The sequence below is a fragment of the Streptomyces sp. NPDC002324 genome, assembly GCF_053593335.1.
This window is the reverse complement of the sequence record NZ_JBSFCF010000005.1, coordinates 250,298-273,117: the sequence shown is the minus strand read 5'-3', so window position 1 is coordinate 273,117 and position 22,820 is coordinate 250,298. Positions and strand designations below refer to the sequence as shown.

Here is a 22,820-nt window from a genome sequence, read left to right as displayed (position 1 = left end):
GGATGGGTCTCCTTACGGCCGGCGCCGGCCGGGCACGGACGGTGGGACGAGCGGAAGGGGGACGACGACGCTGCCGCCGCGCCGGATCGCGGCCTGCAGCCGCCCGATCACGGGGCCCGGCGCGACGCCGAGGTCTCGGGCGAGCCGACTGGTGAGCCGGGACGCGACATCGAGCGCGTCACCGGCCCGGCCGGTCTGGTGGAGCGCGGTCATGTACCGGGCGTGCAGGGCTTCGTGGGTGGGGTGGCGGCGGGTGAGGACGGCGAGTTCGGCGAGCACGTCACGAGGGCGTCCGAGGCGGAGGCGCACATCGAGGTACATCTCGTGGACCTCCAGACGGCGCCGCTCCCAGTGGGTGACGGCGGACCGGAGCACCGGTCCGGTGCGCACGTCGGCGAGGACGGGCCGACTCCACAGAGCGAGCGCGCCGCGCAGCAGCCGCTCCACGGTGGCGTCGTCGCCGGTGGCCCGGCCCGCCTGCTCGACGAGCCGCTCGAACCTGAGCAGATCCAGCTCCTCGGGCTCGACGACCATGAGATAGCCCTGTCCGGTCGTCCTGAGCCGCTCACGGGCCACCTCGCGGGAGCCGACGGACGGCATGCGGGCCAGCAGTCGGCGCAGGTGCATCACGTACGTCTGCAGGGTGGTGGCCGCGCTGGGCGGCGGATGCTCGCCCCAGATCTCGGTCACACAGGTGTGGGCGGGCATGACCTCGCCCGCGTGGAGCAGCAACAGTCCGAGCAGCTGGCGCTGCTTGGGCGCGGTGGGCAGATGGCGGCCATCGCTGTCCTCGACGGACAGCCCCCCGAGCACGCCGAATTCCATCGTGGGTCCTCTCTTCGCCTGGAGCGGTGGTCCAGGTGCGGCTTCCGTGGTCCTTCCAGCGGCGCTCCACCGGGTGTCGGCCCAATGGACGGGCACGGAGCCGAGGTTGTGCGGAACAGGTGGAGGGGTCATGCCGGGGACTGTGGTGACGGTGGCCGACGGGGTGCACGCGTATGTGCAGGAACCGGTCGGCTGGTGTGTGAACAACGCCGGGATCGTCGTGGGCGGAGACACGGTCCTCGTCGTCGACACGGCGGCCACCGAGAAGCGGGCACTCGCGCTGCGGGAGGCTGTGGACGCGTTGGCGCCGGGCCCGCGCCGGATCGTGGTGAGCACCCACCACCACGGCGACCACACCTTCGGCAACCATGTGTTCTCCGGCGCGCACACGCTGCTGGTCAGCCATGAGGCGGGTCCCGCCGAACTGGTGCGCAAGGGCACGGCGTTGCAGTCGATGTGGCCGCGGGTCGAGTGGGGTCACACCCCGACCGTGCTGCCGACGCTGACCGTGCGCGAGGGTGCCGGCCTGCGCCTCGGCGACATCACCGCGCGGCTGATCCATCCCGGTGTGGCACACACCTCGGACGACCTGGTGGTGTGGCTGCCCGAGCGGCGGGTGCTGTTCGCCGGCGACCTGGTGTTCTCCGGGGCCGCGCCTTTCGTGCTGATGGGTTCGCTCTCCGGGTCCCTCGCGGCGCTCGCGCGGCTGCGGGAGCTCGACCCGCTGGTCGTCGTCGCGGGGCACGGCCCCGTCGGCGGACCCGAGTTGCTCACGTTCACCGAGGACTACCTGCGCTGGGTCGCGGAGCTCGCCGAGCGGGGTCTCGCAGACGGGCTGAGCCCCCTGGAAACGGCGACCCGCGCCGACGAGGGCGCGTTCGCCACCCTGCTGGACCGGGAGCGGCTGGTCGGCAACCTCCACCGCGCCTACCACGAGGCGGGCGGCGGTGCGCCCGGCGCCCGTATCGAGTCGGCGCCGGCGATGCGCGAGATGGTCGCCTTCAACGGCGGCCGTCCCCTGCGCAGCCCGGCCTGACGGACGGCAGGGCCGCGGGCTCCGCGGTACCGAGGTGTCCATGCCCCGCAGCGTTCCGGCGCCCGGTGGAGCGGGACTCCAGGTGCGCTGGACCACTCCCCGGGGCGTGTCCTCGCACCGGGGAGTCTCCAGTCCTCCTCCGCCGAGGCGCGAGCCGTGCCGCGCACGCTCGGCGAAGTCCCGAAGCCGATGCTGTGGAGGAGAGATGGATCTGCGTGGCAGGACCGCCGTCGTCACCGGGGGGACCCGGGGACTCGGCCGGGACGTGGCGCTCGCGCTCACCGATGCGGGAGCCACCGTCGTGGTGGCCGCACGGGAGGTCCCGGACGACCCGGGTGACGGGCTGATCGCCCTGAAGGCGGACGTGACCGCACCGGACTCGGTGGCGGCGCTGATGGACACGGTCCACGAACGGTACGGGGGTCCGCACATCGTGGTGGCGAACGCGGGCCTGAGCCGCCCGGGTCCGGTCGCCGCGCTGTCCGTGCGGCACTGGAACGAGGTGGTCGACACCAATCTGCACGGCGTGTTCCACACCGTGCGGGCGGCGGTGCCGTACGTGCGTGAGGCCCCGGGCGGCCGGATCGTCACCATGTCCTCCCTCCTGGGTTCGCGTGCCATGCCGGGCGCCGCGGCGTACTGCGCGTCGAAGGCCGCGGTCGAGGCGTTCACCGCCGTCGCCGCGCTGGAGCTGGCCGCGGACGGGGTGACCGTGAACTGCGTGGCGCCGGGCTACATCGACTCCGGCATGGGCAAGGCGCTCATCGGCAACGAGACGCTGTGGCCGAAGCTCGCCCCGTCCCTCGCGGCCGGACGTCCCGGTACGGGCGACGAGGTGGCCCGGGCCGTGCTCTTCCTGGCCTCGCCGGAGAGCAGTTACATCAATGGCCAGGTGCTGCGCGTCGACGGTGGCGTGCGCTGAGCGCGTCCCCTCGGGCGATCGCGGGCCGACGCGTGATGTATGTGCCGGCCCGCGATCCTCTCCGGTTCAGACCTGGGCGGCCTGGCCCTGTCGCACCGGCAGGCTCAGGTGCGGCTCGCCCTTGATGAGCCCGGTGAGCGCGTCGAGCCGGCGGCGGAACTCCGGCTCCGCGAGAGCCTTGCGGAAGGTGTCCTCGTCATCCCACTCGGCGATGTTGAAGTACACGGAGTCGTCCTTGGTGGACCGTACGAGGGAGTAACGGACGAGGCCCGGCTGGGTCTCCATGAAGGCTCCGACGGCCTCGTAGCGGTTCTCGAACTCCTCGGCGTCGCCGATCAGGGTGAGCTTGTTGACGAACACGACGGCCATGGTGGTCTCCTCGGGTGGATGTTCGTGCGCGGGTGGTCGTGAGTACCCGGCGGCGCGGGCCTGTACGGCGGGCTTCGGTCAGCCGGCGGTGCTCGCGCCGGCGGCGGCGAGGGCCGGATAGTCGGTGTAGCCCTGGCCGCCGCCCTCGTAGAAGAAGCGCGGGTTCCAGGCGTTGAGCGGGGCGCGGGTGCGCAACCGCTCGGGCAGGTCGGGGTTGGCGAGGAACTGGCGGCCGAAGGACAGGAGGCCGGCGCCCTGGGCGAGGGCTTCGCCGGCGGCGGCGAGTGTGCCGTCGGTGTCGAGCGGTCCGGTGCCCGCGTTGACGACGGCGGTGCGCGGCCAGCGTCGGCTCAGCTCGTGGACGAGGGCCGGATCGCTGCCCGCGACGAAGTGGACATGGCCGAGGCCGAGTGCGGCGAGCGCGTCCACAAGCACCGGGTAGACCTCGGTCCGGTCCGGCTCGGACATGTCGTTGAGCGGGAACCCCGGGGAGAGCCGGATGCCGGTGCGTTCCGCCCCGATCTCCGCGGCGACGGCCCGGGCGACCTCGACGGGGAACCGGATGCGGCCCTCGGCGTCGCCGCCGTACTCGTCCTCGCGTGTGTTGGTCACCGGCGACAGGAACTGGTGCAGCAGATAGCCGTTGGCGCCGTGGATCTCGACACCGTCGAAGCCGATGCCGGTGGCGGTGCGGGCGCAGCGCACGAAGTCCTGGATCGTGGCGGCGATCTCGTCCCGGTTCAGGGGGCGCGGTATCGGGTAGGCCGGCTTGCCGGTGAAGACCCGGGCGATCCCCTCGGCCCGGACGGCGGACGGCGCCACGGGGGTCTCGCCGTGCAGGTCGGGGTGGCTGACCCGGCCCGCGTGCATGATCTGGAGGTACATCCGCCCGCCAGCGGCGTGCACGGCGTCGACGATCCGGGCCCAGGCGCGGGTCTGTTCGGCGGTGTGCAGCCGGACGCTGTGGGCGTGGCCGACGGCCAGGGGGCTCGGGTGGGTCGCCTCGCTGATGATGAGCCCGGCGGCGGCGCGCTGCGCGTAGTACTCGGCCATGACCGGCAGCGGTGTGCCGTCGGCGGTGGTCCGGCCGCGGCCCATCGGGGACATGACGATCCGGTTCGGCAGGGTGAGGCCGCCGAACGGGGTCGGGTCGAACAGGCCGCTCATGCCCCGGCCCCGGCGACGGCTTCGCGTCCGGTGATCGTCTCGGCGCCGTCGTGGCTGATGTAGCGGCTGCGGACGAACCATGTCCCGGCACGGCGCTCCAGGACGTCCTCGGCGGTCGTGCTCAGGTACAGCCGGGGTTCGCCGCCCTTCGGGGTCTCGAACACGACGGCGTAGTAGCGGGTGCGCACGACGCCGGGCTCGACGGGCTCGGCGGCGATCATGCCGAACCAGTGGCGGCGGGTCAGACCGCGAGCGGCGAGCGCGTCGATGCCCTTGCGCATGCCGGCGGCGATGTCCGCACGGCCGCGCTTGACGCCGGGCTTGACGTTCTGGGCGAACGTGCCGTCCTCGGTGAACTGCTCGGCCCATTCCTCCGCCCGGCCCGCGTCCAGCAGGTGCGCGTGCCCGGCGTAGAACTGGGTGATGGCCGCGTAGTCCAGGTCGGACACGGTGTGGGTGTCCGGAGGTGCGGTCCGTGTCACGGTCTTCCTCCTGTGCTTCGTGGGCGCCTGTCGAGCGCCGGGGTCCGGCCCACCTTCGCCGGTTCCGGTGGAGCAGGCGTGGAGTCCGGCTCCACGCGTACGGGCCGGCCCCGGAGGTCAGCCGGCCGTGCGCAGCGGTACGGATGTGCTGTCCGGCCCCGGCAGGTACACGGACTCCCCCACCGGCACGGAGTTGAGCAGATCGGCGTGCAGGTCCCGGACCCGGGCCGAGGGCTCCAGGCCGAGTTCGGTGCTGAAGGTGCGGCGGAGCCCGGCGAACACCTCCAGGGCGTCGGCGGTGCGCCCGGAGCGGGAGAGGGCGATCATCAGCTGGGCATGCAGATTCTCGTATGTGGGGTACTGACGGGTGAGCACGCGGAGTTCGCCGATGAGCCGGTGGTGGCGGCCGATCCTCAGGTCGGCGTCGATGCGCTGTTCGAGGACGCCCAGCCGTGTCTCGCGCAGTCCACTGAGCCGGGTGCGCAGCAGCGGTCCGCAGGTCACGTCGGCGAGCGCCTTGCCCGGCCACAGTCCGAGGGCCCGGTGCAGCAGTTCCGACTCCCGGGTGTGGTCGCCGACGATGCGGGCGAGGGAGGCCTGCTCGACGAGCTTCTCGAACTGGTGCAGGTCCAGCTGACCGGCGCCGACGGCGAGGAGGTAGCCGCGGTCACGGGTCTCCAGGTACATCTCCGCGGGGGCGCCGGTGACGGTGGCGGCGCTTCTGAGGGTCTTGCGTATCTGCATCACGTACGTCTGGAGTGTGGAGTGGGCGCTCAGCGGCGGCGAGTCCGCCCACAGCTCGTCCACGCATTCGTCCACGGTGACGACCTGCCCGGCGTGCAACAGCAGCAGGCTCAGCAGCTGACGCTGCTTCGGGGCCCGCGGGGTGACGGTGCGCAGGCCGTCGGTGAGGGTGAGCGTGCCGAGGATTCGTGCGTACATCTCGCCTCCAGGGCTGGCTTGATGGGCTACGGGCACCATCGTGGCCGCTGGATCTTGCACCTCACTTTCGGCGGCCTTTCAGCCCGGCGGGCCTCTCCCCGCACGCGCCGTCGTGGGGCACGGCCGTCACGCAGCCGCAACACGGCGTCGACGAAGCGTCCCGGAACGCTCAGGGGCGCCCTCGGCGAAGGGCGCCCCCGTCACTGCTCCCGCCACCGTCACGCACTGCATTCCGGGAACAGTGCGTGAAGGCTGCCGGACACCTCGGGCAGGTCCGTGCCGCTGCGGTCCGCGAGCCTTTCCGCGGACTTCGGGTGTTCCCGGCCGGGCGTGTTGCCGGTGCGTCGGCACAGCTCCTCGGCCTGGGCACGCAGGAGGAGCAGCCCGGATCCGTCGGCGACGGTGACGGCGCGCGCGCCGAGCTGGTAGGCCTCGGCAGGCCGGCCCCCCGCCAGTTCGAGCCGTCCGAGGCCGATGAGGGCGTGGGCCTCGGACTGGGGGTGACCGATGCGTTCGGCGATGGCGAGAGTGCGGGTGAACTCCTCGCGGGCGTCGGCGGATCTGCCCCGGATGATGTGCAGCCCGCCGAGGGTGTTGCGGGCGTTGGCCTCCAGGGCGACATAGCCGTGGTCGCGGGCGATGACGACGGCGCTCTCGGCGTGCTGGTAAGCGAGGTCGACATAGCTGTTGCAGGCGTAGACCTGGGCGAGCCCGTAGGAGGCGAGAACAGTCGAGTGGGGCGCGTTGAACTCCTTGCTGAGCGACAGCGCGAGGCTGAGGTTGTCCATGGCCGCGTCCCATTCGCGCAGGTCGGCGTGGACGGCACCGAGCCGGGCCAGCACCTCGGGGCGGGAGCGCTGGACGCCGTCCTCGTCGAGGATCGCGGCGGCGCGGCTGAAATGGGCCTCGGCCACGTGCAGCCGCCCCTGGCTGTGCCGGGCCATGCCCAGATACATCAGGCCGCGGGCCTCGACATGCCGCAGCTCCAGATGCCGGCTGATCTCCAGGCCGCGTTCCAGCAGGGTGACGGCGCTGTCTATGTGCTTGGTGGGTCGCTGGAGCTGGTTCATCGCGATGGCGTTGACGGTGACGGCCTCGAAGTCGCGCACGCCGAGCCGGATGAACTCCCGGTGCGCGACGCGCAGTTCGCGGGCAGCGTCCGGGAGCCGGTTGAGACCCTGCAGCGCGAGTCCGACGCTGAGCCGCATCACGGCGGTGACCCGCTGGTCGCCGAGCGAGCGCGCGGCGCGCAACCCGGCCTGGGCGATGGTGAGCCAGTCGGTCTGGAGCCGGCCGAGGGTGAAGTAGCCGCGGAGCATGTCCACGAGGCGGACGCAGACCTCGTCCAGGTGCTCGTCGGCGGCACGGACGACCAGGGCCACGAGGTTGGACTGCTCGACGCGCAGCCACTCCTGCGCGGCCCGGGGTTCGACCTCGACGCCCGGGCCGTGCGGGTCGGGCCGGAACACCCGCAGGAAGCCCGGGTAGCAGGACCGCACGGCCTCGTCGGTGCGGCGCAGGTACCAGCGGCACAGCCGGTTCAGGGCCTGCCTCCGGTCGGCGGGACCGTCCTCCTCGATGCTCCGCTCGGCCGCGTACAGGGCGATGAGACTGTGGAAGCGGTAGGTGTCCTGCGACGAGACCTCGATGAGTTGGGCCGCCGCGAGCTTGTCGAGGAGTTGGTCGGCCACCTGGGGCTCGCAGTCGGCGAGTTGGGCGGCGGTAAGGGCGGTGAAGGCCATGTCGCCGACGACGCCGAGCAGTCGGAAGAACCGTCGGGACAGCGCGGGCAACGACTCGTAGGCGACTCCGAAAGCGGCCCGTACGGCGGTCGACGGGCTGTCGCCGAGGGCGAGGAGTTCCAGCGGGTCGCCCTCGCGCAGCGCCTCGGCGAAGGACTCGACGGAGCGCCAGGGCCGTCCGGCCAGGTGTCCGGCGGCGATGCGCAGGGCGAGCGGAAGCCGGCCGCACAGTTCGACGAGTTCGGTGACGGCCGTGGCGCACAGGGTCTCCGGGGCCCTGCCGAGAACGGCGGTCAGCACCTGCTCGCCTTCCTTCTGTGACAACAGGTCGAGGGTGAAGCTGCGTGCGCCGTACACGGCGACGAGGTCGGGCCGGTACTCGCGGTGCAGGGCGAGCACGGCGCAGCTCGGAGAACCCGGCAGCAGGTCGGGGACCTGCTCACTGGTGTTGACGTCGTCGATGACGATGAGTACGCGCCGGTCGGCGAGCCTGCTGCGGAGCACGCCGGTGAGCTGGTGCCGTTCGGTGGGCAGTACGGAGACGTCGGCGCCGGAGGCGTGCAGCAGCTCGGCGATGATGTCGTGCACGGGCCGGGCTCCGCCGCAGGCGTCGTGGAGGCGGATGTACCACTGCCCGTCGGGGTAGGCCGGGCTGAGCCGGTGCGCGGCCCGCAACGCGAGCGCGGTCTTGCCGACGCCGGGTGGGCCGACGAGGCTGACCAGCGGTACGGCCGCGCGCTGGCGTGGCGTGAGCGCGGCGACGACCTCCTCCAGCAGTTCCTCCCGGCCGACGAAGTGGGTTGCCTCGGGCGGGAGCTGGCGCTGTACCACCCACGGCGCGCTGGGGTTGGTGGGCTGCACCCCGGCGGTCCGGTGTACCTCACGGACCGCGTACGTGCGACGGCCCGAGGGTCCGGCCTGAGGGGTGTGGAGTTCACCGGTCTCGGCCAGCAGCTGCCGGTGCAGCTCCTGGAGTTCCTGCCCCGGAGGGAGTCCGAGTTCACGGTCGAGCATCCGGTAGTAGTCGCGGTACTCCTCCAGCGCCGCGGCGACCTGTCCGGTGCGGTGCAGAGCCCGCATCAGGTACTCGCGGAGCCGTTCCCGTACCGGGTGTTCGGCTGCCAGTGCGCGCAGCTGCGGGATGATGTCGGCGCTGCCGCCGAGGTCGAGGAGGAGCGCGAAGCGCCGTTCGACGAGGGTGAGGCGTTCCTCCGCGAGCTGCGGTACGGCCTCGGTCTGGAGCGAGGCGGAGGGCACGGTCTCGAAGGGGTCACCGCGCCATTCGGCGAGCGCTCGTTCCAGGGCGGCCAGTTCCCGGGCGCTGTCCCCCCGGCCGCGGGCGTGGCGGGCCTCGTCGGACGCCTGCCGGTAACGGGTGAGGTCGAGGGCGGCCGGATCCATCGCGAGCCGGTAGCCGCCCGGGTGGGTCTCGATGACCGGAGGGTCGCCGAGGTCCAGTGCGGCACGCAGCAGTGCCCTCAGCCGGGTGGTGTGGACGTGCAGCGCGGCGCGGGTGTCTCGTGGCGGCTGGTCGTCCCAGAGCCTGCGGATGAGTTCGTCGGACGTGACCACCCGGTCGGCCCGCAGCAGCAGGGACGCGAGAAGCACCCGCTGCTTGGGGGACGAAACGGTCAGTTCTCTTCCCCCTGTGAGGACCGCCAGGGGTCCGAGTATTCGGAAGTCGTAGATCGAAGCGTGTTCCCCATTCACGTGCACACCTGCCCCGTCGGTCCCCCTGCGCACGGTCAGCCGTGCACAGCGCCACAGTAGAACGTGCTTGCACAGGGGGCCGCCGTCGTGTGATCCAGGCCACATCCGGCGAGCCGGTGTGTCATATGGTTCAGGACATTCTTCGACAGGCCGTCCGCCTCCGTTTCACGCGGCGCTGTCGCCGTCGCCCTCCCCGGTCAGCCCGAAACGGCGCGCGAGCAGTTCATAGGAACGCATGCGATCCCGGGGAGAGTGGATCGTGGAGAGCACCATGAACTCGTCGATCTCCAGCGCCTCGGTCATGGACGTGAGTTCCTTGTGCACGCGGTCGGGATCGCCGACCACGCACCTCGGCCACTCGGCCACCTCGTCCGCGAGCGGTTCCACCTCGCCGCGCAGCCCGTCGAGCGCGGCCTCCGGCGACGGCAGCGGCAGCAGCAGCCCACGGCCCATGCGCAGCCGGAAGAGCCGCTGGCTGGCGAAGACCCGCCGGGCCTCCTCCTCCGTGGGTCCGCAGTACACCCCGACACCGATCTGCACACGCGGCCGCGAGCCGTCGTGGCTGGCGAAGGCGCCGCGGTACGCCTCGACGACGGAGCGGGTGACCTGGGGCCGGCCGAAGTGGGCTATGGACACGGGCAGCCCGAGCCGGGCGGCCAGTTCGGCGCTCTGCGGGCTGGCCACCAGGAGCCACACCTCGGGCGCGCCCGCGGTGGGCATGAGCTGGATGCGCCCGTAGGGGTGCCCGTCGGGGAAGCCGCCATGCAGGAAGGCGAGGAGTTCGGCGAGCTTGCCGGGAAAGTCCCCGTCGTCCCCGCCCCCGGAGGTACCCGGGGCGAGGGCGTGCGCCTCGATGCTCCCGGCGCCGATACCACGGCCGACACCGAGATCGATCCGGCCGGGCGAGAGCGCGCCGAGCACCCGGAACACCTCGGCGACCTTCAGCGGGCTGTAGTGCGGCAGCAGCACCCCGCCGGAGCCGACTCGGATGCGACCGGTCTCGGCGGCGACCCTGGCGGCCATGATCTCCGGGGCGGGGCCCGCGAAGGAGGGCGTGGCGTGATGCTCGGCGAACCAGTAGCGGTGGTAGCCGAGCCGGTCCGCGAGGCGCGCCAGGTTCAGGGAGTTGTGCAGGGCGGTGGCCGGGGTGCTTCCCTCCGGCACGACGGACTGGTCCAGGACGGACAGTTTCACGCTGGTCTCCTTCACGGACAGGGCCGAAAGGAGGGGGTGACACGCTTAAGGGGTGGCGGCTCCGGCCGCGCTGTGCCGGAAGCGGGAGACGAGCGATGCCCAACGGTCGTCGAACGAGGCGACGTCGAGCAGTCCGGTCAGCTCCTCACGGCAGCGGGCCTCGGCCCGCTCACCGCGCTCGGCGCCCGCGGGCGTCAGCATGCAGTAGACGCCGCGGCGGTCGTGCTCGCAGGAGACCCGGGTCGTGAGGCCCTTGTTCTCCAGGCGGGTGACGAGCCGGCTCATGGACGACTGGTCGAGCCCGACCGCGGTGGACAGCTCCTGCACCCGAGTGCCGCGTTCGTGACCGTGCCGCAGCTCGATCAGCACCATCAGCTCGGGCAGTGAGATCTGATGCTCGCTCGCGAGCATCTTCTCCAGCGACTGGTTGAGCTGACCGACCATCAGCGTCATCCGACGCCACAGGTCGAACTCACCGGGACGCCCTCCACGGTCATCGGCCGACATGTCCGCCTCCCCTTCGCTCACTCCCCCTCCACTATAACCAACTCCATGCATAAACCATGTCTATGCATGCATTTTGCAAGCACTTTCCCCCACATCCTGCCCCAGTGGACCGGCTATCAGCAAGGCAGGCAGAGATACGTCCGAAAAGTAGATGCAGGCGCCTGCATTTACATCTAGTGTGAGAGGCGCACAGAGCGCGGCGTCGTTCCGCGCCCGTCCCCGACTGCATCGACTCCAGGCGGTACGCATGACACGCGGAACTCCCGAATCGTCCACGGCACCCGACATGACACCCGATCCCTCGCAGACCGCTCCAGCGACGGCGGAGAGCGCCACCGAGGTGAACGACAAACTCGACCCGGCGTTCATGCGCATGGCCGGTGTCCTGCTGCTCGCGCTGCTGATGGCGCTGCTCGACGAGACGATCGTCAACGTCGGCGTGAAGACGCTCAGCGGCGAGTTCGGCTCGCCGCTCGCGACCGTCCAGTGGGTCACCGCCGGCTATCTGCTCGCCGTCGCCGTCGCCACACCGTTCGCGGGCTGGGCCGTCGACCGCTTCGGCGGCCGCACGATGTGGCTCGCCGCCGTCTCCCTGTTCGTACTCGGCTCGGTGCTGTCGGGCTTCGCCTGGTCCATCGAGTCGCTGATCGCGTTCCGGGTGCTCCAGGGCCTCGGTGGCGGCATGATCGTCCCCGTGGTGCAGAGCGTCCTCGCCACGACCGCGGGCCCCGCGCGCGTCGCCAAGGCCATGGCACTGATCTCGCTGCCCCTCACCCTCGGCCCGATCCTCGGCCCCGTCCTCGGCGGTGTCCTCGTGGATGCCGTGAGCTGGCGCTGGATGTTCCTGATCAACCTGCCCATCGGTCTGATCGCCCTGCTGCTCGCGCTGCGCACCCTGCCCGCCGACCAGCACGCCGGCCGCCCCGAGGAGCGTCTGGACGTCCTCGGCCTGGCGCTGCTCTCCCCCGGGTTCGCGGCCCTGGTCTACGGCTTCACGACGGCCGCGCACTCCGGTGACGCGTCGTCACCGAAGGTGCTCGCCGCCTTCGGCGCCGGTGTGCTCCTGCTCGTCGGATACGCGGTGCACGCGCTGCGCACCTCGGTCACACCGCTCATCGACCTGCGTATGTTCGGCAAGCGCGGCTTCACCATGGCCGTCGTCACGATGTTCTTCGTCGGCGCCGTCGCCAACGCCTTGCTGCTCCTGACCCCGCTGTACTACCAGCAGTCCCGCGGGTTCGGCGCCCTGCACGCCGGTCTGCTGCTGATCCCCTCCGGCATCCTCGGCGCCGCCGGCGCGATCACCTCCGGCAAGACGGCGAACAAGGTCACCGCGCGGCTCACCTCCGCGGTCGGCATGCTCGTCACCGCACTCGGCGCGCTCGCCTTCTCCCAGATCGGCTCGGACACGAACACCGCGTTGCTGTCCGTCGCCTTCGGCCTCACCGGATACGGCATCGGGCTGACCGCGCCCGGCACCATGGCCTTCATGTACAGGGCCGTCGGCGAGGCCGGCGCGGCGCGGGCGACCAGCGCGCTGTTCATCTTCAACCAGATCGGCGGCGCGCTCGGCATCGCGGTCATCGCGATCACCCTGCAGGAGCGGCTCGGCGCATCCGACGGGCACCCCGCGGGGGCGTACGGCGGCTCGTACTGGGTCATCATCGCCTTCAGTCTGATCGCGGCACTCGCGGCCCTCGCCCTCCCCGGCTCCTTCCGCGCGGAAGCACCTGCGGAGCAGCCCACCGGGGACACGGGCGCCCTCCCGCGATCCACCCCGGCCTGACCGCCGCGTCCCCCGATACCGGCCCGCCCCTCATTCCCCCGGGGGCGGGCCGATTCCTTGCCGTCCGCCGGGCCCGCGACGGCGCCCGACACCCGCACGGCCCGCCCCATGGCCGCTGGACCAGGAATCCAGCGCTCCCTCCTATACCTGGCAGAACCCACCGCACCCGTCTGCCCGCGAGGAAAACGTTGAAGGCTCTGGTCACCACCGCCGTTGATCCGCTCACCGTCGAGCTGCGGTCCGTACTCGACCCCCGCCCCCGTCCGGACGAGGCACTGGTCGAGGTCCATGCGACGGCCCTGAACAGGGCCGATCTCCTCCTCGCGGCTCGCCGTCCGATCGGTTCCTGCCTGGGGCTGGACGTCGTCGGCACGATCCTGCGCCCCGCGTCCGACGGCAGCGGCCCACCCGCGGGCGCCCGTGTGACGGGCCTGGCGGAGAACAGCGCCTGGGCGGAGCTGGCCGCGGTACGCACCGACCGCCTGACGGTCATCCCGGACGGCGTCACCGACACCGACGCGGCCACCCTCCCCGTCGCCGGCCTCACCGCCCTCTACGCGCTGCGGAAGGCCGGCTGGCTCCTGGGCAGGCGCACCCTCGTCACCGGGGCCAGCGGCGGCGTCGGCCGTGTGGCCGTACAACTGGCCCGCGCGGGCGGCAGCGCGGTCACCGCCTGGGTCGGTTCCCCGGCTCGCGGCAAGGGGCTCGCCGACTTCGGCGCCGACGTCGTCGTCGGCTACGACGAGCCTCCCACCACCCCTGTCGACATCCTCGTCGACAGTGTCGGCGGTGAGGTGTTCAGCACCGGCTACCGGCTCCTGCGCCGCGGTGGCGTGGCGACCGTCTTCGGCAACACGGTCCGCGCCGAGCTGCGCCTGCCCGCCGACTGGGGCCACGCACGCCCGGGCGTGCGCATCGAGTACCTGTTCCTGCTCGATGAGGTCACCCGGCGCGACGTACCGGCGGACCTGGCCCTCCTGCTCGGGCTGGTCGCCGCCGGAAGGCTGGTGGCCGAGCCAGGCCTGCTGATGCCCTGGACCAACCCGCGGCGCGCGATCGACGCCCTGTACTCCCGCGAGATCAACGGCAAGGTCGTCCTGTCCATGTGACGCCGGGCGCCCGTAGCGCGCCGTACCCGCGAAGCCCACTCCCGTCACCGCAACGCGAGGTTCCCATGCGACTGATCAGCTACCACGAGCACGGCTCCCCCGACGTCCTGCGCGTCGAGGACACACCCGTGCCCACCCCCGGCCCCGGTCAGCTGTTGCTGCGCACCGAGGCCGTCGGTGTCAACTTCATCGAGACACAACTGCGCGGCGGCACCGCCCCGTTTCCCTCCCCGCTGCCCGGCCGCCCGGGCGGCGACGTGGTGGGCCGGGTCGAGGCGCTCGGCCCGGACACCGAGGGCCCCGCGCCCGGCACCCGGGTGGTGGCGTACGGCGTGCCCGCCGCGTACGCGGACGCGGTCGTCGTCGACGCCGAGCGCCTCGTCGTCGTACCCGAGGACCTCGACGCGGCCACCGCGACCGCGCTCGGCTCCACCGCGCAGACCGCCTGGAGCGTCCTCGACGCGGCCCGGGTCGTGAAGGGCGACACGGTGCTCGTGCACGCCGCGGCCGGCGCGATCGGCCATCTCGTCACCCAGCTCGCGAAGGCGCGTGGCGCGGGCCGGGTCATCGGCACGGTCGGCTCGCCCGCCAAGGCCGACTTCGTCCGCGCGCACGGCGCCGACGACGTCGTCGACTACCGGCAGTCCGACTGGGCGGACAAGGTCCGCGAACTCACCGGCGGACAGGGCGTCGACGTGGTGCTCGACAGCGTCGAGGGTGCGGTGTTCAAGGACGGCCTGAAGCTGCTCAGGCCGTACGGGAGACTCGTCTACTACGGCTTCGCGGGCGCCGACGGCGAGGTCGCGAAAGTGGCGATGACCGAACTCCTCGGTCTCACCTACGTGGTGGGCACCTCGCTCGACGCCTGGGCGAAGGCGGACCCGGTCCGGGTGACGGAGGCACGCGCGGAGCTCGTCCGGCTGATCACCTCGGGCGGTCTGCGGGTCGCCGTGCACACCACGCTGCCGCTGACCGAGGCGGCCGAGGCCCACCGGGTCATCGAGAGCCGTACCCAGCTGGGCCGTGTCGTCCTCGTCCCCTGATCCGCGGGAGCCCGTCACCATGACCCAGAGAGCGCGACGGCCGGATCCGGCCGCCCCACCGACACCCGTACCCGAGCCGGAGCCGGAGCCCGACGAGACCGTGCCCGTCCTCGTCGCCGGCGCCGGCCCCGGCGGCCTCAGCACGGCCGTCTTCCTGGGCCTGCACGGCGTACCCGCGCTGGTGGTCGAGCGCCGTCCGAGCACCTCGACCGCGGTGAAGGCCACCGGGCAGTATCCGCACACGATGGAGGCGCTGGCCATCGCCGGTGCCGCCGAGACCGTGCGGGAGCGGGGCCGCGCGTACCGCAGTGACTTCCACATGGTCGTCGCGAAGACCCTCGCGGGTCCGGTGCTGCGCACCCTGATGAGCGGCGACCACCTGAGCATGCGGCATGTGTCCCCCGAGGACTGGGGCACCGCGAGCCAGTCCGCCGTGGAGAGCGTGCTCGCCGACCGGGCGGCGGAACTCGGCTCGCGGCTGCGCTTCTCGACCCGGCTGACCTCGCTCACCCAGGACGCCGACGGCGTCACCGCGGTCACCCAGCACACCGGGACCGGGGAACGACGGGTGATCCGGGCGCGCTACCTGGTGGTGGCGGACGGCTGGCGCAGCGGCATCCGCCAGTCCCTCGGCATCGAGATGCGCGGCCGGGGCACGGTCGGGAAGGTGCTGCGCGTCCTGTTCGAGGCCGATCTGAGCGAGCCTCTGTCGCACACGGACGGCGCCGCGGACGGCCGCCGGTTCACCGCGCTGCATGTGGGTCGCGCGGTCCTGTTCAACACCGAGATTCCAGGGCTGTACGGGTACTTCCGCAATCTCACGCCCGAACTGCCGGACGGCTGGTGGACGCACGAGGACACCGTGGCCGCGCAGATCCGCTCCGACCTCGGTATCCCGGACACCCCGCTGAAGATCGAGGAGATCAGCGAGACGGAGATCTCCTGCGGGGTCGCCGAACGCTTCCGCGAAGGCCGTGCGCTGCTCGTGGGCGATGCCGCGCACGTGATGCCGCCGACCGGCGGTATGGGCGGCAACACCGCCTATCTGGACGGGCTGTACCTGGGCTGGAAGCTCGCGGCCGTGCTGCGGGGCACGGCGGGCGAGGCTCTGCTCGACAGTCACGACGCCGAACGCCGGCCGTACGCGGAGGAGTTGGTGGAGCAGCAGTTCGCGAACCTGGTGGACCGCATCTCGCCCGAGCTCGCGGACGAGTCGCTGGCCGTGGCGTTGCCGCCGCCGGTGATCGCGTTCGGCTACCGCTTTCCGAAGGGGGCCGTGCTCCTCGAACCCGACGACGACTGCGAACTGTTCGAGAACCCGTCCCGGCCCACCGGCCGGCCGGGCTCCCACGCCCCGTACGTCCCTCTCACCCGGAGGGACGGCTCAGCCACCTCGACGACCGCCCTCTTCGGTCACGCGTTCGTGCTGCTCACCGGGCCGGACGGTGCGGCGTGGGCCGAGGGCGCACTCGCCTCGGCGGACGCGCTCGGCGTCACCGTCCAGGTGCACCGGGTCGGTCCCGGCTGCGAACTGCTCGATGCGGAAGGAGCGTTCTCCACCGCGTACGGCATCGGTGCCGACGGGGCCGCGCTGGTGCGGCCCGACCGGTTCGTGGCGTGGCGGTGTGCCGGGACGCGTCCGGACCCGGCGGCCGAGATCGAGCGCGCCCTGCGGCAGGTGCTGCACCGGCCGGCGCACTGAACAGCCCTCAGGCGTCCCGTACCTCCCCGAACGTCATGGCGAAAGGATCCGGAATGGCAGTGGCAGAAGCAGCCGCTCAGCAGGAGAACGCGACGGCCGAACAGCGGCGGGTCGCCCTGGTCACCGGGAGCACGAGCGGCATCGGCCTCGCCGTCGCCGAACTGCTCGCCGAGCAGGGGCATGCGGTGTTCCTGTGCGGCCGGGACGGTGAGACGGTCGCCGCCGTCGTGGACAAGCTGCGCGGCCGCGGCTTCGAGGCGGACGGAGTCGCCGCCGATGTCACGTCGAAGCCGGACGTGCAGCGGCTGGTCCGCTCCGCGGTGGACCGCTTCGGACCCCTCCACGTCCTTGTCAACAACGCGGGGCGCGGCGGTGGCGGCGTGACCGCCGAACTCCCCGACGAGCTGTGGGAGGCGGTCATCGAGACCAACCTCAACAGCGTCTTCCGCATCACCCGCGAGGTGCTGTCACAGGGTGGCATGCTGGCACGCGGCCACGGCCGCATCATCAACATCGCCTCCACCGGAGGCAAGCAGGGCGTCGAACTGGCCGCCCCGTACTCCGCGTCGAAGCACGGCGTCATCGGTTTCACGAAGGCGCTCGGCAAGGAGCTCGCCCGGTCCGGCATCACCGTGAACGCCGTGTGCCCCGGCTATGTGGAGACGCCGATGGCGGCCCGGGTACGTCAGGGCTACGCGGCGCACTGGGGCACCACGGAGGACGAGGTGCTGACGAGGTTCCAGGCGAAGATCCCCCTCGGCCGCTACTCGACCCCCGAGGAGGTCGCGGGCCTCGTCGGCTACCTCGCCGGCGACCTCGCCGCCTCCATCACGGCTCAGGCCATGAACGTGTGCGGTGGTCTGGGCAATTACTGACGGTGGCCCGGCGGGCCGGGGGCGGGACCGCGGTCCCGCCCCCGGCCCATGAGCCCCTCAGGCCAGGAGCGCCCGCCCCCGAAATCCTCGGCGCGGTCTCCGGATGCCGGTGCGCGCCCCCGGCAGAGACGAGAATCCATGATCAGGTACTACACGGCGGACCGGCTGATCACCGGTGATCGCGGCAGATGCATCCGGTACGGCGGAGTGCTCGTGGACGGGGAGCTGATCCGCTGGGTGGGGCCCTCCCACGAGGTGCCGTGGCAGCTGCGTCGGCGGAGCGAGCACGTGGATCTCGGTCCGCTCACGCTGCTGCCCGGGCTCATCGACAGCCATGTCCATCTGGCACTGGACGGCGCGCCCGGCGCCATGGACCGGATGCGGGCGGCCTCACTCGCGGAGTTGTACGCGCTGATGTTGCGCAACGCGGGCGCGTTGTTGTCCGCGGGCGTGACCACCGCCCGAGACCTCGGCGCACCCGGGGGGCTTGGTGTACGCGTCCGCGACGCTGTCCGCTCGGGCCTCGCTCCCGGACCCGCACTGGTCGTGTCGGGAGCGCCGCTGACCGTACCGGAGGGGCACTGCTGGTTCATGGGCGGAGCCCACGTCGGTGAACAGGCGCTGCGGCAGGCGGTACGGGACCAGATCGGAGCCGGTGTCGACCTCATCAAGGTCATGGCCACCGGCGGAGCACTCACACGGGGTTCGGCCTTGTCCGAGGGGCAGTTCACGGACCGGGAGCTCGCGGCCGTCGTCGACGAGGCGACGCGGGCGGGTGTCCCCGTCGCCGCGCACGCGCACGGCACGGCGGGGATAGCGGCGTCCTTGAGGGCCGGCGTACACACCATCGAGCACTGCAGCTTCCTCGACGCGTCCGGCACAATCGTTCCGGACCCCGACCTCGTACGCCGGCTCGCCGCCGGCGGTGTGCACGTCTGTCCGACCATCAGCGAGCGCTTCACCGAACGCTGGGACCGGCTCGCCCCCGGCCCGCTGCCCGCCCTGCCGATGCTGTACCGGCAGGGCGTCCCCATCGTCGCGGGCACCGACGCGGGCACCGACGGCGCACCGCACCACGCCTACGTCGAGGGCCTGATAGGGATGGCCCGGCTCGGTCTGCCGCCCGCGGAGATACTGGAGGCCGCCACGTCCCGTGCGGCCCGCGCCCTGAGGGTCGAGACCCTGACCGGCAGGATCGCACTCGGCCTGCGGGCCGACCTCATCGCGGTCGAGGGCGACCCGCTGCACGACGTCTCGGCCCTACGGGACCTCCGCCTCGTCGTCGTCAGGGGGCAGGCCATCCACTCGCCGTCCCAGCCACCGTGCCCCGACGAGTCGGTGCAGTGAGCGAGGGCGGCCCACGAGCATCGTGAGAGGACCGAGCCGCGCCGTGCCCGAGCCTGGAGCCGCTCTCCGGCGCCTCTCCACCGCCACCGGCGACGCTTCCCCCATGCATGGTGAACCCGAACGACTCACGCCCCGGACATCGCCGGCCCCTTCCCGGGAGCACCTCGCCCTCCGGCTGGCCTGCGCCCTGTTCGCCCAGGACGCCGCGTCGGCCGCCGCCCGCCTCATGGGGCTCCCCCCGGATCCCGGGCCGTCCCCGTCCCCGCCCCATGACTCCGCCCCGTACGCCCGTGCGCTCGGCATCGGAGCGCGACGAGTCGCCTCCCGCGGTTGACCCGCGCTCCGGGACGGTACTCCTGCGGAGCAAGGGCCCGACCAAGGTCTTCCGGGCAGTGCGCCTGACGGTCACTCAGGTGATGTCACGCTCGACCCGCTCGAGTTTCGCCCGTAACGCCCACATCGCCCCTCATGCGCGGGCAAACCACAGGTCAGGAGCCCTTGGCCGCCGGTTCGAGAATCGCCACGCACTCCACATGATGCGTCATCGGGAAGGTGTGCAGTTTGACCCTTGCCAGGAAACACAAAGGTCAGAGGCGGTTTCGAGGCGAAATCCAAACCCCTCAGAGAGCCTCGTGCGTCATACGTGCGTCACCGCCACGGGCGGTCGTCAGAGACGCACGGATCCCGATCAACACTCTGGCCACAGCCTACGCGGTGGCAGGCCGCACCGCCGGGCTTCGCGAGTTGCCACTTTCCCCGCTCGAAGCACCGCAGAATCGAGGACTAACGCCAACAGCCCCCTGACCGGCAGGTGCCAGATCAAGGGGGCTTGGGGGGCGGCTGGGGTCGGGGGCGCAAGGAGAAGCAGCAGGTTACCCGGCCACTGCGCGGGTGGATCCACCACCACACACCCTTGACCCGGATGCATCCTCGGCCGCCCTCGGCTCGTGCGGGACCAAGCGGTCGCCGGCAGAAGCACCTAGACGTTCACTTCACTACTGCGAAGGTCGGCGTCGGAGACCGCCGCCTACAACTGCCTTTGCGGTCGGCACGATCAACTGGGATTCCAGTCGAGTCCATGCACCCAAGACAGCCTGGTGAGAGTCCGGAGCCAGATGGGCGTATCGCTGAGTCGTGTGGTAGCTCTCGTGACCGAGGAGGTGCTGAACCTCGTACAGGGAGACGCCCTGCTGCACCAACCACGACGCGCACGTATGCCGCATCGAGTGAGGCGGATAGTGCGGAACCGGCCGCAGTTTCCCGTCCTGGTTAACATACTTCGCCTCATCGACAGCAGGCCACCACGTCTGTCGACGCCAGTTGCCGTCGACAAGCAACCGCCCGGCGCGCCCTTTCGTAACAGTGGTAAAGACCACCCCATCAGGATCACGACCGCGCATATGCCTGGACATCGCTTCAAGTACGTGGTCCGGAATTGGCACTTCGCGCCGACTCTTCGAACTCTTCGGATACTCCTTTATCCCCGATGTCGTATTGACCTCAACAACGAAGAGACGCGAGCGAAGCCAGTCAATCCGATGCCCGTGCAGGCCCGAAAGTTCTCCCCATCGCAGACCGGTATAGAAACCCAATAGAGCCATTGTCTGCCACGGTGGCGACAGCCTATCGAGGACCGCCTGAGCCTGAGCCTGCGTGAACCACTGAGGAGGCTTGACGACCTCTGGAGGGAGTTCGATGCGCCGACACGGAGTAACCGCGATCAAATCCTCATCGACCGCATCGCGCATCATCGTAGACAGCAAGTTGTAAGCTCGCCGGATTGCTGATGCACCCTTACCATCAACGACTAGCTTGCGAACCCAAGTCTGCACGTCCATGCGTGCCATCTCACGCAATTCCCAGTCGGCCCAGTGGGGCATGACATGCGTGCGGATCGTGGAAGCGTCCCCGCTCAAGGTCCGCGGCTCGACGACACGGGCCTCCCACCACCGGTCGTGCCATTCATGAAACTTAATCTTTCCGGCGCGTGGATCACGAACCGCACTGCGAGCAAGCTGCTCTTCGAGTTTCGCTCCCCACGAACGAGCCTGTGTCTTCAGGGGGAACGTTTCCGTGATTCGCTCACCGGCACGATTTCGGACCGTGGCCTGCCATTTACCAGACGGCAGCTTGCGTACGTAGGGCATTAAACCTTTCCACCGATTACAGGAATGACAGCAACGACTCAGGGTATGAGCTCTACAAAGCCGACTGGGTGGTTTTCGATAGGGCCATGCGACGCTCGATCAGGGCCTCTATCTCGCGTCCAGGAATCCGAACACGGGACCTTTCGACTCCGGTGCGCATGTCGACAACAGTCAGCTCACCGGCCTCGATATATCGGTAAACGGATCGCCGACTGACATCGAGCATTTCAGCGACGCTCCGAACGGAATGCAGTTTGTCGCACACGCGTAACGACCTCCGGACTATCGCCGCCAACATGGCGGGCACGGGCAGGACCATGTCCGCACCGAATCCACCGCCAAGCAGCCGGTGAGGACGACATCAACTGTCCGGAGAAACCCCGGTTTCGGTAACCGGGGATCGTCTGCTAGGTATCGCTCTGTGCGACAGGGAGATACCCGCGCACCGCGTCAGTCTCAGACAGAAGGCCAGCAGGCATACCGCTACGGGCGGGAGTCACGTCGTCCGTTACGAGCATCCACAACTCGTCGCCCATGAGTCGGTGGAGGTTGCGGACCACGAGCGCGCACGGAGGACCAACGCCCCAAGAGGATGGGAGCAGTGAAGCGGGCCGATCGGATTGCAGGATTCGACAGGTGGACTTCCTTGGGGCTGTGTTCTGTCACGGGACCGAGTAGCGCGGGCTGTGGGCTCAGGGGCAGCCAGCCGTCTGCCGGTTGACCCCAAGGCCCACACCCCTTCGCTGACCTGGGCGTTTTCTAGGTCGTTGTACGTTGACATGATCCCCGAGGAGGTTCCAGTCCGTTGGGGCTGTTTCTCGTCTGCCATGAGCTGAAGGCGTCGGCTGGCACTCGCTCCCTGCTCAGCGCTGCCCGCTGATGTCTGGCCGTGACCGGGTTCCGTCCGCTCGATGGAGTTCGGCGCGTACTGCGACATGCTGACGACACCGAACGGCCAGCCCACTGCGGGCGATGCCCGCCTGGCGGAGATCCTTGGCCGGTACCGCATCGACAGCATCGTCGACCGGTTCATCCGCCGAGCGGAACCCGAACTGTGCGACTGTGCACAGGGGCGACAGAGTCCCGGTCGCGGGGCAAGGTCGGACGGTGCGCCACGCCCGGCACTGGCCCAGGGCTCCAGACCCTGCTGCACCACCTCGCCGAAGGCGACGCATGGGACACCGCTATCGGTAGCCCTGTCGACGAGAAGACCGTCACCGCCGCCACGAAGCCCCTCAGAGCAACCACGGCACAGTCAAGCCGATCCCGCTGACGAAGCTTGACCCCGTGCCCAGCCCTCGGCCACTGCGCACAACTGGCCGGGCCTCGGTCACGGAACACCGAACACCGACGGGCAGGGGATCGGGATTCGGGAGCCAGACTATGGTGAGGCCGGTTGCGGTGGCGGCGCGACGGCGTCACCGCAGAATGACGGAAGGCAGGAGTTGACAGGTGGCAGATGCTGACCGGCTGCCGTTGCCGCTCAAAGCGGACGCGCGGCATTGGATGACGGTCGCACCGCAGCGCAGGGTTCTCGGTGTGGTGCACAACATCACGTCAGCCACCCGGCTCCTGGACCTTCTTGCGCTCTTCGACGGCGACGAGCGGATTCAGGTTGTCTTCTCCTGCACAGATTCCTCCGCACTGGACGGAGGCGTGTCCGATTTCTTGCTCCGCCGGGGAATGCTCACGATTCCCTGGCAAGTCGCCGTCGCGGAGAATTTCGACCTCGCTCTCGCCACAAATCGGGGCGGAGGCTTGCACCAGCTTCGATTTCCGCTGATTGGCACACCCCATGGGGCTGGCTATAATAAATACTTGAGCCGGGAGCCGGGAGCCGGGAGCCGGGAGCCGGGAGCCGGGAGCCGGGAGCCGGGAGCCGGGAGCCGGGAGCCGGGAGCCGGGAGCCGGGAGC

The 22,820-nt window shown here is 70.8% G+C and carries 18 protein-coding genes and 1 pseudogene; 9 read left to right on the top strand and 10 right to left on the bottom strand.

Features of this window, described 5'->3' with window-relative positions; all coding sequences use genetic code 11:
* Positions 1-12: 12 nt before the first annotated feature.
* Positions 13-825 carry an AfsR/SARP family transcriptional regulator gene (locus ACWCRJ_RS10390; protein WP_450938869.1) on the bottom strand — a complete coding sequence of 271 codons (813 nt, stop codon included), beginning with the start codon at positions 823-825 and terminating at the stop codon, positions 13-15.
* 130 nt (positions 826-955) lie between these two features.
* On the opposite strand from ACWCRJ_RS10390, the gene ACWCRJ_RS10385 reads away from it, so the two are divergent.
* Together ACWCRJ_RS10385 and ACWCRJ_RS10380 are read left to right on the top strand one after the other, a co-directional pair.
* A complete protein-coding gene (locus tag ACWCRJ_RS10385; protein WP_450938868.1) occupies positions 956-1,861 on the top strand; it encodes an MBL fold metallo-hydrolase in 906 nt (301 codons plus the stop codon).
* 205 nt (positions 1,862-2,066) lie between these two features.
* Positions 2,067-2,783, top strand: coding sequence for an SDR family NAD(P)-dependent oxidoreductase (locus tag ACWCRJ_RS10380; RefSeq protein ID WP_450938867.1), 717 nt, complete (start codon positions 2,067-2,069; stop codon positions 2,781-2,783).
* A 66-nt stretch (positions 2,784-2,849) separates the two neighbouring features.
* On the opposite strand, the gene ACWCRJ_RS10375 is transcribed toward ACWCRJ_RS10380, so the two are convergent.
* From ACWCRJ_RS10375 to ACWCRJ_RS10345, 7 genes are all read right to left on the bottom strand, one after another.
* Positions 2,850-3,152: an antibiotic biosynthesis monooxygenase family protein gene (locus ACWCRJ_RS10375; RefSeq protein WP_450938866.1), complete on the bottom strand. Its 303-nt coding sequence runs from the start codon at positions 3,150-3,152 to the stop codon at positions 2,850-2,852.
* A 78-nt stretch (positions 3,153-3,230) separates the two neighbouring features.
* Entirely contained in the window at positions 3,231-4,319 is a 1,089-nt protein-coding gene (locus ACWCRJ_RS10370; RefSeq protein WP_450938865.1) for an alkene reductase, read from the bottom strand.
* On the bottom strand, positions 4,316-4,801 hold the full coding sequence (locus tag ACWCRJ_RS10365) for a nuclear transport factor 2 family protein (RefSeq protein ID WP_450938864.1): 486 nt from the start codon (positions 4,799-4,801) through the stop codon (positions 4,316-4,318). The genes ACWCRJ_RS10370 and ACWCRJ_RS10365 overlap by 4 nt, the downstream gene beginning before the upstream one ends.
* Before the next feature lie 117 nt (positions 4,802-4,918).
* Positions 4,919-5,743, bottom strand: a complete 825-nt coding sequence (locus ACWCRJ_RS10360; protein ID WP_450938863.1) for an AfsR/SARP family transcriptional regulator — start codon at positions 5,741-5,743, stop codon at positions 4,919-4,921.
* A 218-nt stretch (positions 5,744-5,961) separates the two neighbouring features.
* Positions 5,962-9,195: an AfsR/SARP family transcriptional regulator gene (locus ACWCRJ_RS10355; protein ID WP_450938862.1), complete on the bottom strand. Its 3,234-nt coding sequence runs from the start codon at positions 9,193-9,195 to the stop codon at positions 5,962-5,964.
* Positions 9,196-9,360: 165 nt separating this feature from the next.
* On the bottom strand, positions 9,361-10,389 hold the full coding sequence (locus ACWCRJ_RS10350; RefSeq protein ID WP_450938861.1) for an LLM class flavin-dependent oxidoreductase: 1,029 nt from the start codon (positions 10,387-10,389) through the stop codon (positions 9,361-9,363).
* 45 nt (positions 10,390-10,434) lie between these two features.
* Entirely contained in the window at positions 10,435-10,896 is a 462-nt protein-coding gene (locus ACWCRJ_RS10345) for a MarR family winged helix-turn-helix transcriptional regulator (RefSeq protein WP_450938860.1), read from the bottom strand.
* A 286-nt stretch (positions 10,897-11,182) separates the two neighbouring features.
* Here ACWCRJ_RS10345 and ACWCRJ_RS10340 point away from each other — a divergent pair, with 286 nt between their 5' ends.
* From ACWCRJ_RS10340 to ACWCRJ_RS10315, 6 genes are all read left to right on the top strand, one after another.
* Positions 11,183-12,682 carry a DHA2 family efflux MFS transporter permease subunit gene (locus ACWCRJ_RS10340; RefSeq protein ID WP_450938859.1) on the top strand — a complete coding sequence of 500 codons (1,500 nt, stop codon included), beginning with the start codon at positions 11,183-11,185 and terminating at the stop codon, positions 12,680-12,682.
* A gap of 188 nt (positions 12,683-12,870) precedes the next feature.
* Positions 12,871-13,791, top strand: coding sequence for a zinc-binding dehydrogenase (locus tag ACWCRJ_RS10335; RefSeq protein WP_450938858.1), 921 nt, complete (start codon positions 12,871-12,873; stop codon positions 13,789-13,791).
* A 65-nt stretch (positions 13,792-13,856) separates the two neighbouring features.
* Entirely contained in the window at positions 13,857-14,834 is a 978-nt protein-coding gene (locus ACWCRJ_RS10330) for a quinone oxidoreductase family protein (protein ID WP_450938857.1), read from the top strand.
* Positions 14,835-14,853: 19 nt separating this feature from the next.
* Entirely contained in the window at positions 14,854-16,536 is a 1,683-nt protein-coding gene (locus ACWCRJ_RS10325; RefSeq protein WP_450938856.1) for an FAD-dependent monooxygenase, read from the top strand.
* 53 nt (positions 16,537-16,589) lie between these two features.
* Positions 16,590-17,411: an SDR family NAD(P)-dependent oxidoreductase gene (locus ACWCRJ_RS10320; protein WP_450938855.1), complete on the top strand. Its 822-nt coding sequence runs from the start codon at positions 16,590-16,592 to the stop codon at positions 17,409-17,411.
* A gap of 138 nt (positions 17,412-17,549) precedes the next feature.
* On the top strand, positions 17,550-18,758 hold the full coding sequence (locus ACWCRJ_RS10315) for a metal-dependent hydrolase family protein (RefSeq protein ID WP_450938854.1): 1,209 nt from the start codon (positions 17,550-17,552) through the stop codon (positions 18,756-18,758).
* A 995-nt stretch (positions 18,759-19,753) separates the two neighbouring features.
* On the opposite strand, the gene ACWCRJ_RS10310 is transcribed toward ACWCRJ_RS10315, so the two are convergent.
* Both ACWCRJ_RS10310 and ACWCRJ_RS10305 read right to left on the bottom strand, forming a co-directional pair.
* On the bottom strand, positions 19,754-20,905 hold the full coding sequence (locus ACWCRJ_RS10310) for a tyrosine-type recombinase/integrase (RefSeq protein ID WP_450938853.1): 1,152 nt from the start codon (positions 20,903-20,905) through the stop codon (positions 19,754-19,756).
* 52 nt (positions 20,906-20,957) lie between these two features.
* On the bottom strand, positions 20,958-21,203 hold the full coding sequence (locus ACWCRJ_RS10305) for a helix-turn-helix domain-containing protein (protein ID WP_450938921.1): 246 nt from the start codon (positions 21,201-21,203) through the stop codon (positions 20,958-20,960).
* A gap of 1,154 nt (positions 21,204-22,357) precedes the next feature.
* Between ACWCRJ_RS10305 and ACWCRJ_RS10300 the strand changes: the two are divergent.
* Positions 22,358-22,820, top strand: a pseudogene (locus ACWCRJ_RS10300) (hypothetical protein); the annotation flags it as partial.

Excerpts from the sequence above, each read along its gene's own strand:
- ACWCRJ_RS10390 (WP_450938869.1), bottom strand. The coding sequence starts at position 825 with ATGGAATTCGGCGTGCTCGGGGGGCTGTCCGTCGAGGACAGCGATGGC.
- ACWCRJ_RS10385 (WP_450938868.1), top strand. The coding sequence starts at position 956 with ATGCCGGGGACTGTGGTGACGGTGGCCGACGGGGTGCACGCGTATGTG.
- ACWCRJ_RS10380 (WP_450938867.1), top strand. The coding sequence starts at position 2,067 with ATGGATCTGCGTGGCAGGACCGCCGTCGTCACCGGGGGGACCCGGGGA.
- ACWCRJ_RS10375 (WP_450938866.1), bottom strand. The coding sequence starts at position 3,152 with ATGGCCGTCGTGTTCGTCAACAAGCTCACCCTGATCGGCGACGCCGAG.
- ACWCRJ_RS10370 (WP_450938865.1), bottom strand. The coding sequence starts at position 4,319 with ATGAGCGGCCTGTTCGACCCGACCCCGTTCGGCGGCCTCACCCTGCCG.
- ACWCRJ_RS10360 (WP_450938863.1), bottom strand. The coding sequence starts at position 5,743 with ATGTACGCACGAATCCTCGGCACGCTCACCCTCACCGACGGCCTGCGC.
- ACWCRJ_RS10345 (WP_450938860.1), bottom strand. The coding sequence starts at position 10,896 with ATGTCGGCCGATGACCGTGGAGGGCGTCCCGGTGAGTTCGACCTGTGG.
- ACWCRJ_RS10340 (WP_450938859.1), top strand. The coding sequence starts at position 11,183 with ATGACACCCGATCCCTCGCAGACCGCTCCAGCGACGGCGGAGAGCGCC.
- ACWCRJ_RS10330 (WP_450938857.1), top strand. The coding sequence starts at position 13,857 with ATGCGACTGATCAGCTACCACGAGCACGGCTCCCCCGACGTCCTGCGC.
- ACWCRJ_RS10325 (WP_450938856.1), top strand. The coding sequence starts at position 14,854 with ATGACCCAGAGAGCGCGACGGCCGGATCCGGCCGCCCCACCGACACCC.
- ACWCRJ_RS10320 (WP_450938855.1), top strand. The coding sequence starts at position 16,590 with ATGGCAGTGGCAGAAGCAGCCGCTCAGCAGGAGAACGCGACGGCCGAA.
- ACWCRJ_RS10315 (WP_450938854.1), top strand. The coding sequence starts at position 17,550 with ATGATCAGGTACTACACGGCGGACCGGCTGATCACCGGTGATCGCGGC.
- ACWCRJ_RS10310 (WP_450938853.1), bottom strand. The coding sequence starts at position 20,905 with ATGCCCTACGTACGCAAGCTGCCGTCTGGTAAATGGCAGGCCACGGTC.
- ACWCRJ_RS10305 (WP_450938921.1), bottom strand. The coding sequence starts at position 21,203 with ATGTTGGCGGCGATAGTCCGGAGGTCGTTACGCGTGTGCGACAAACTG.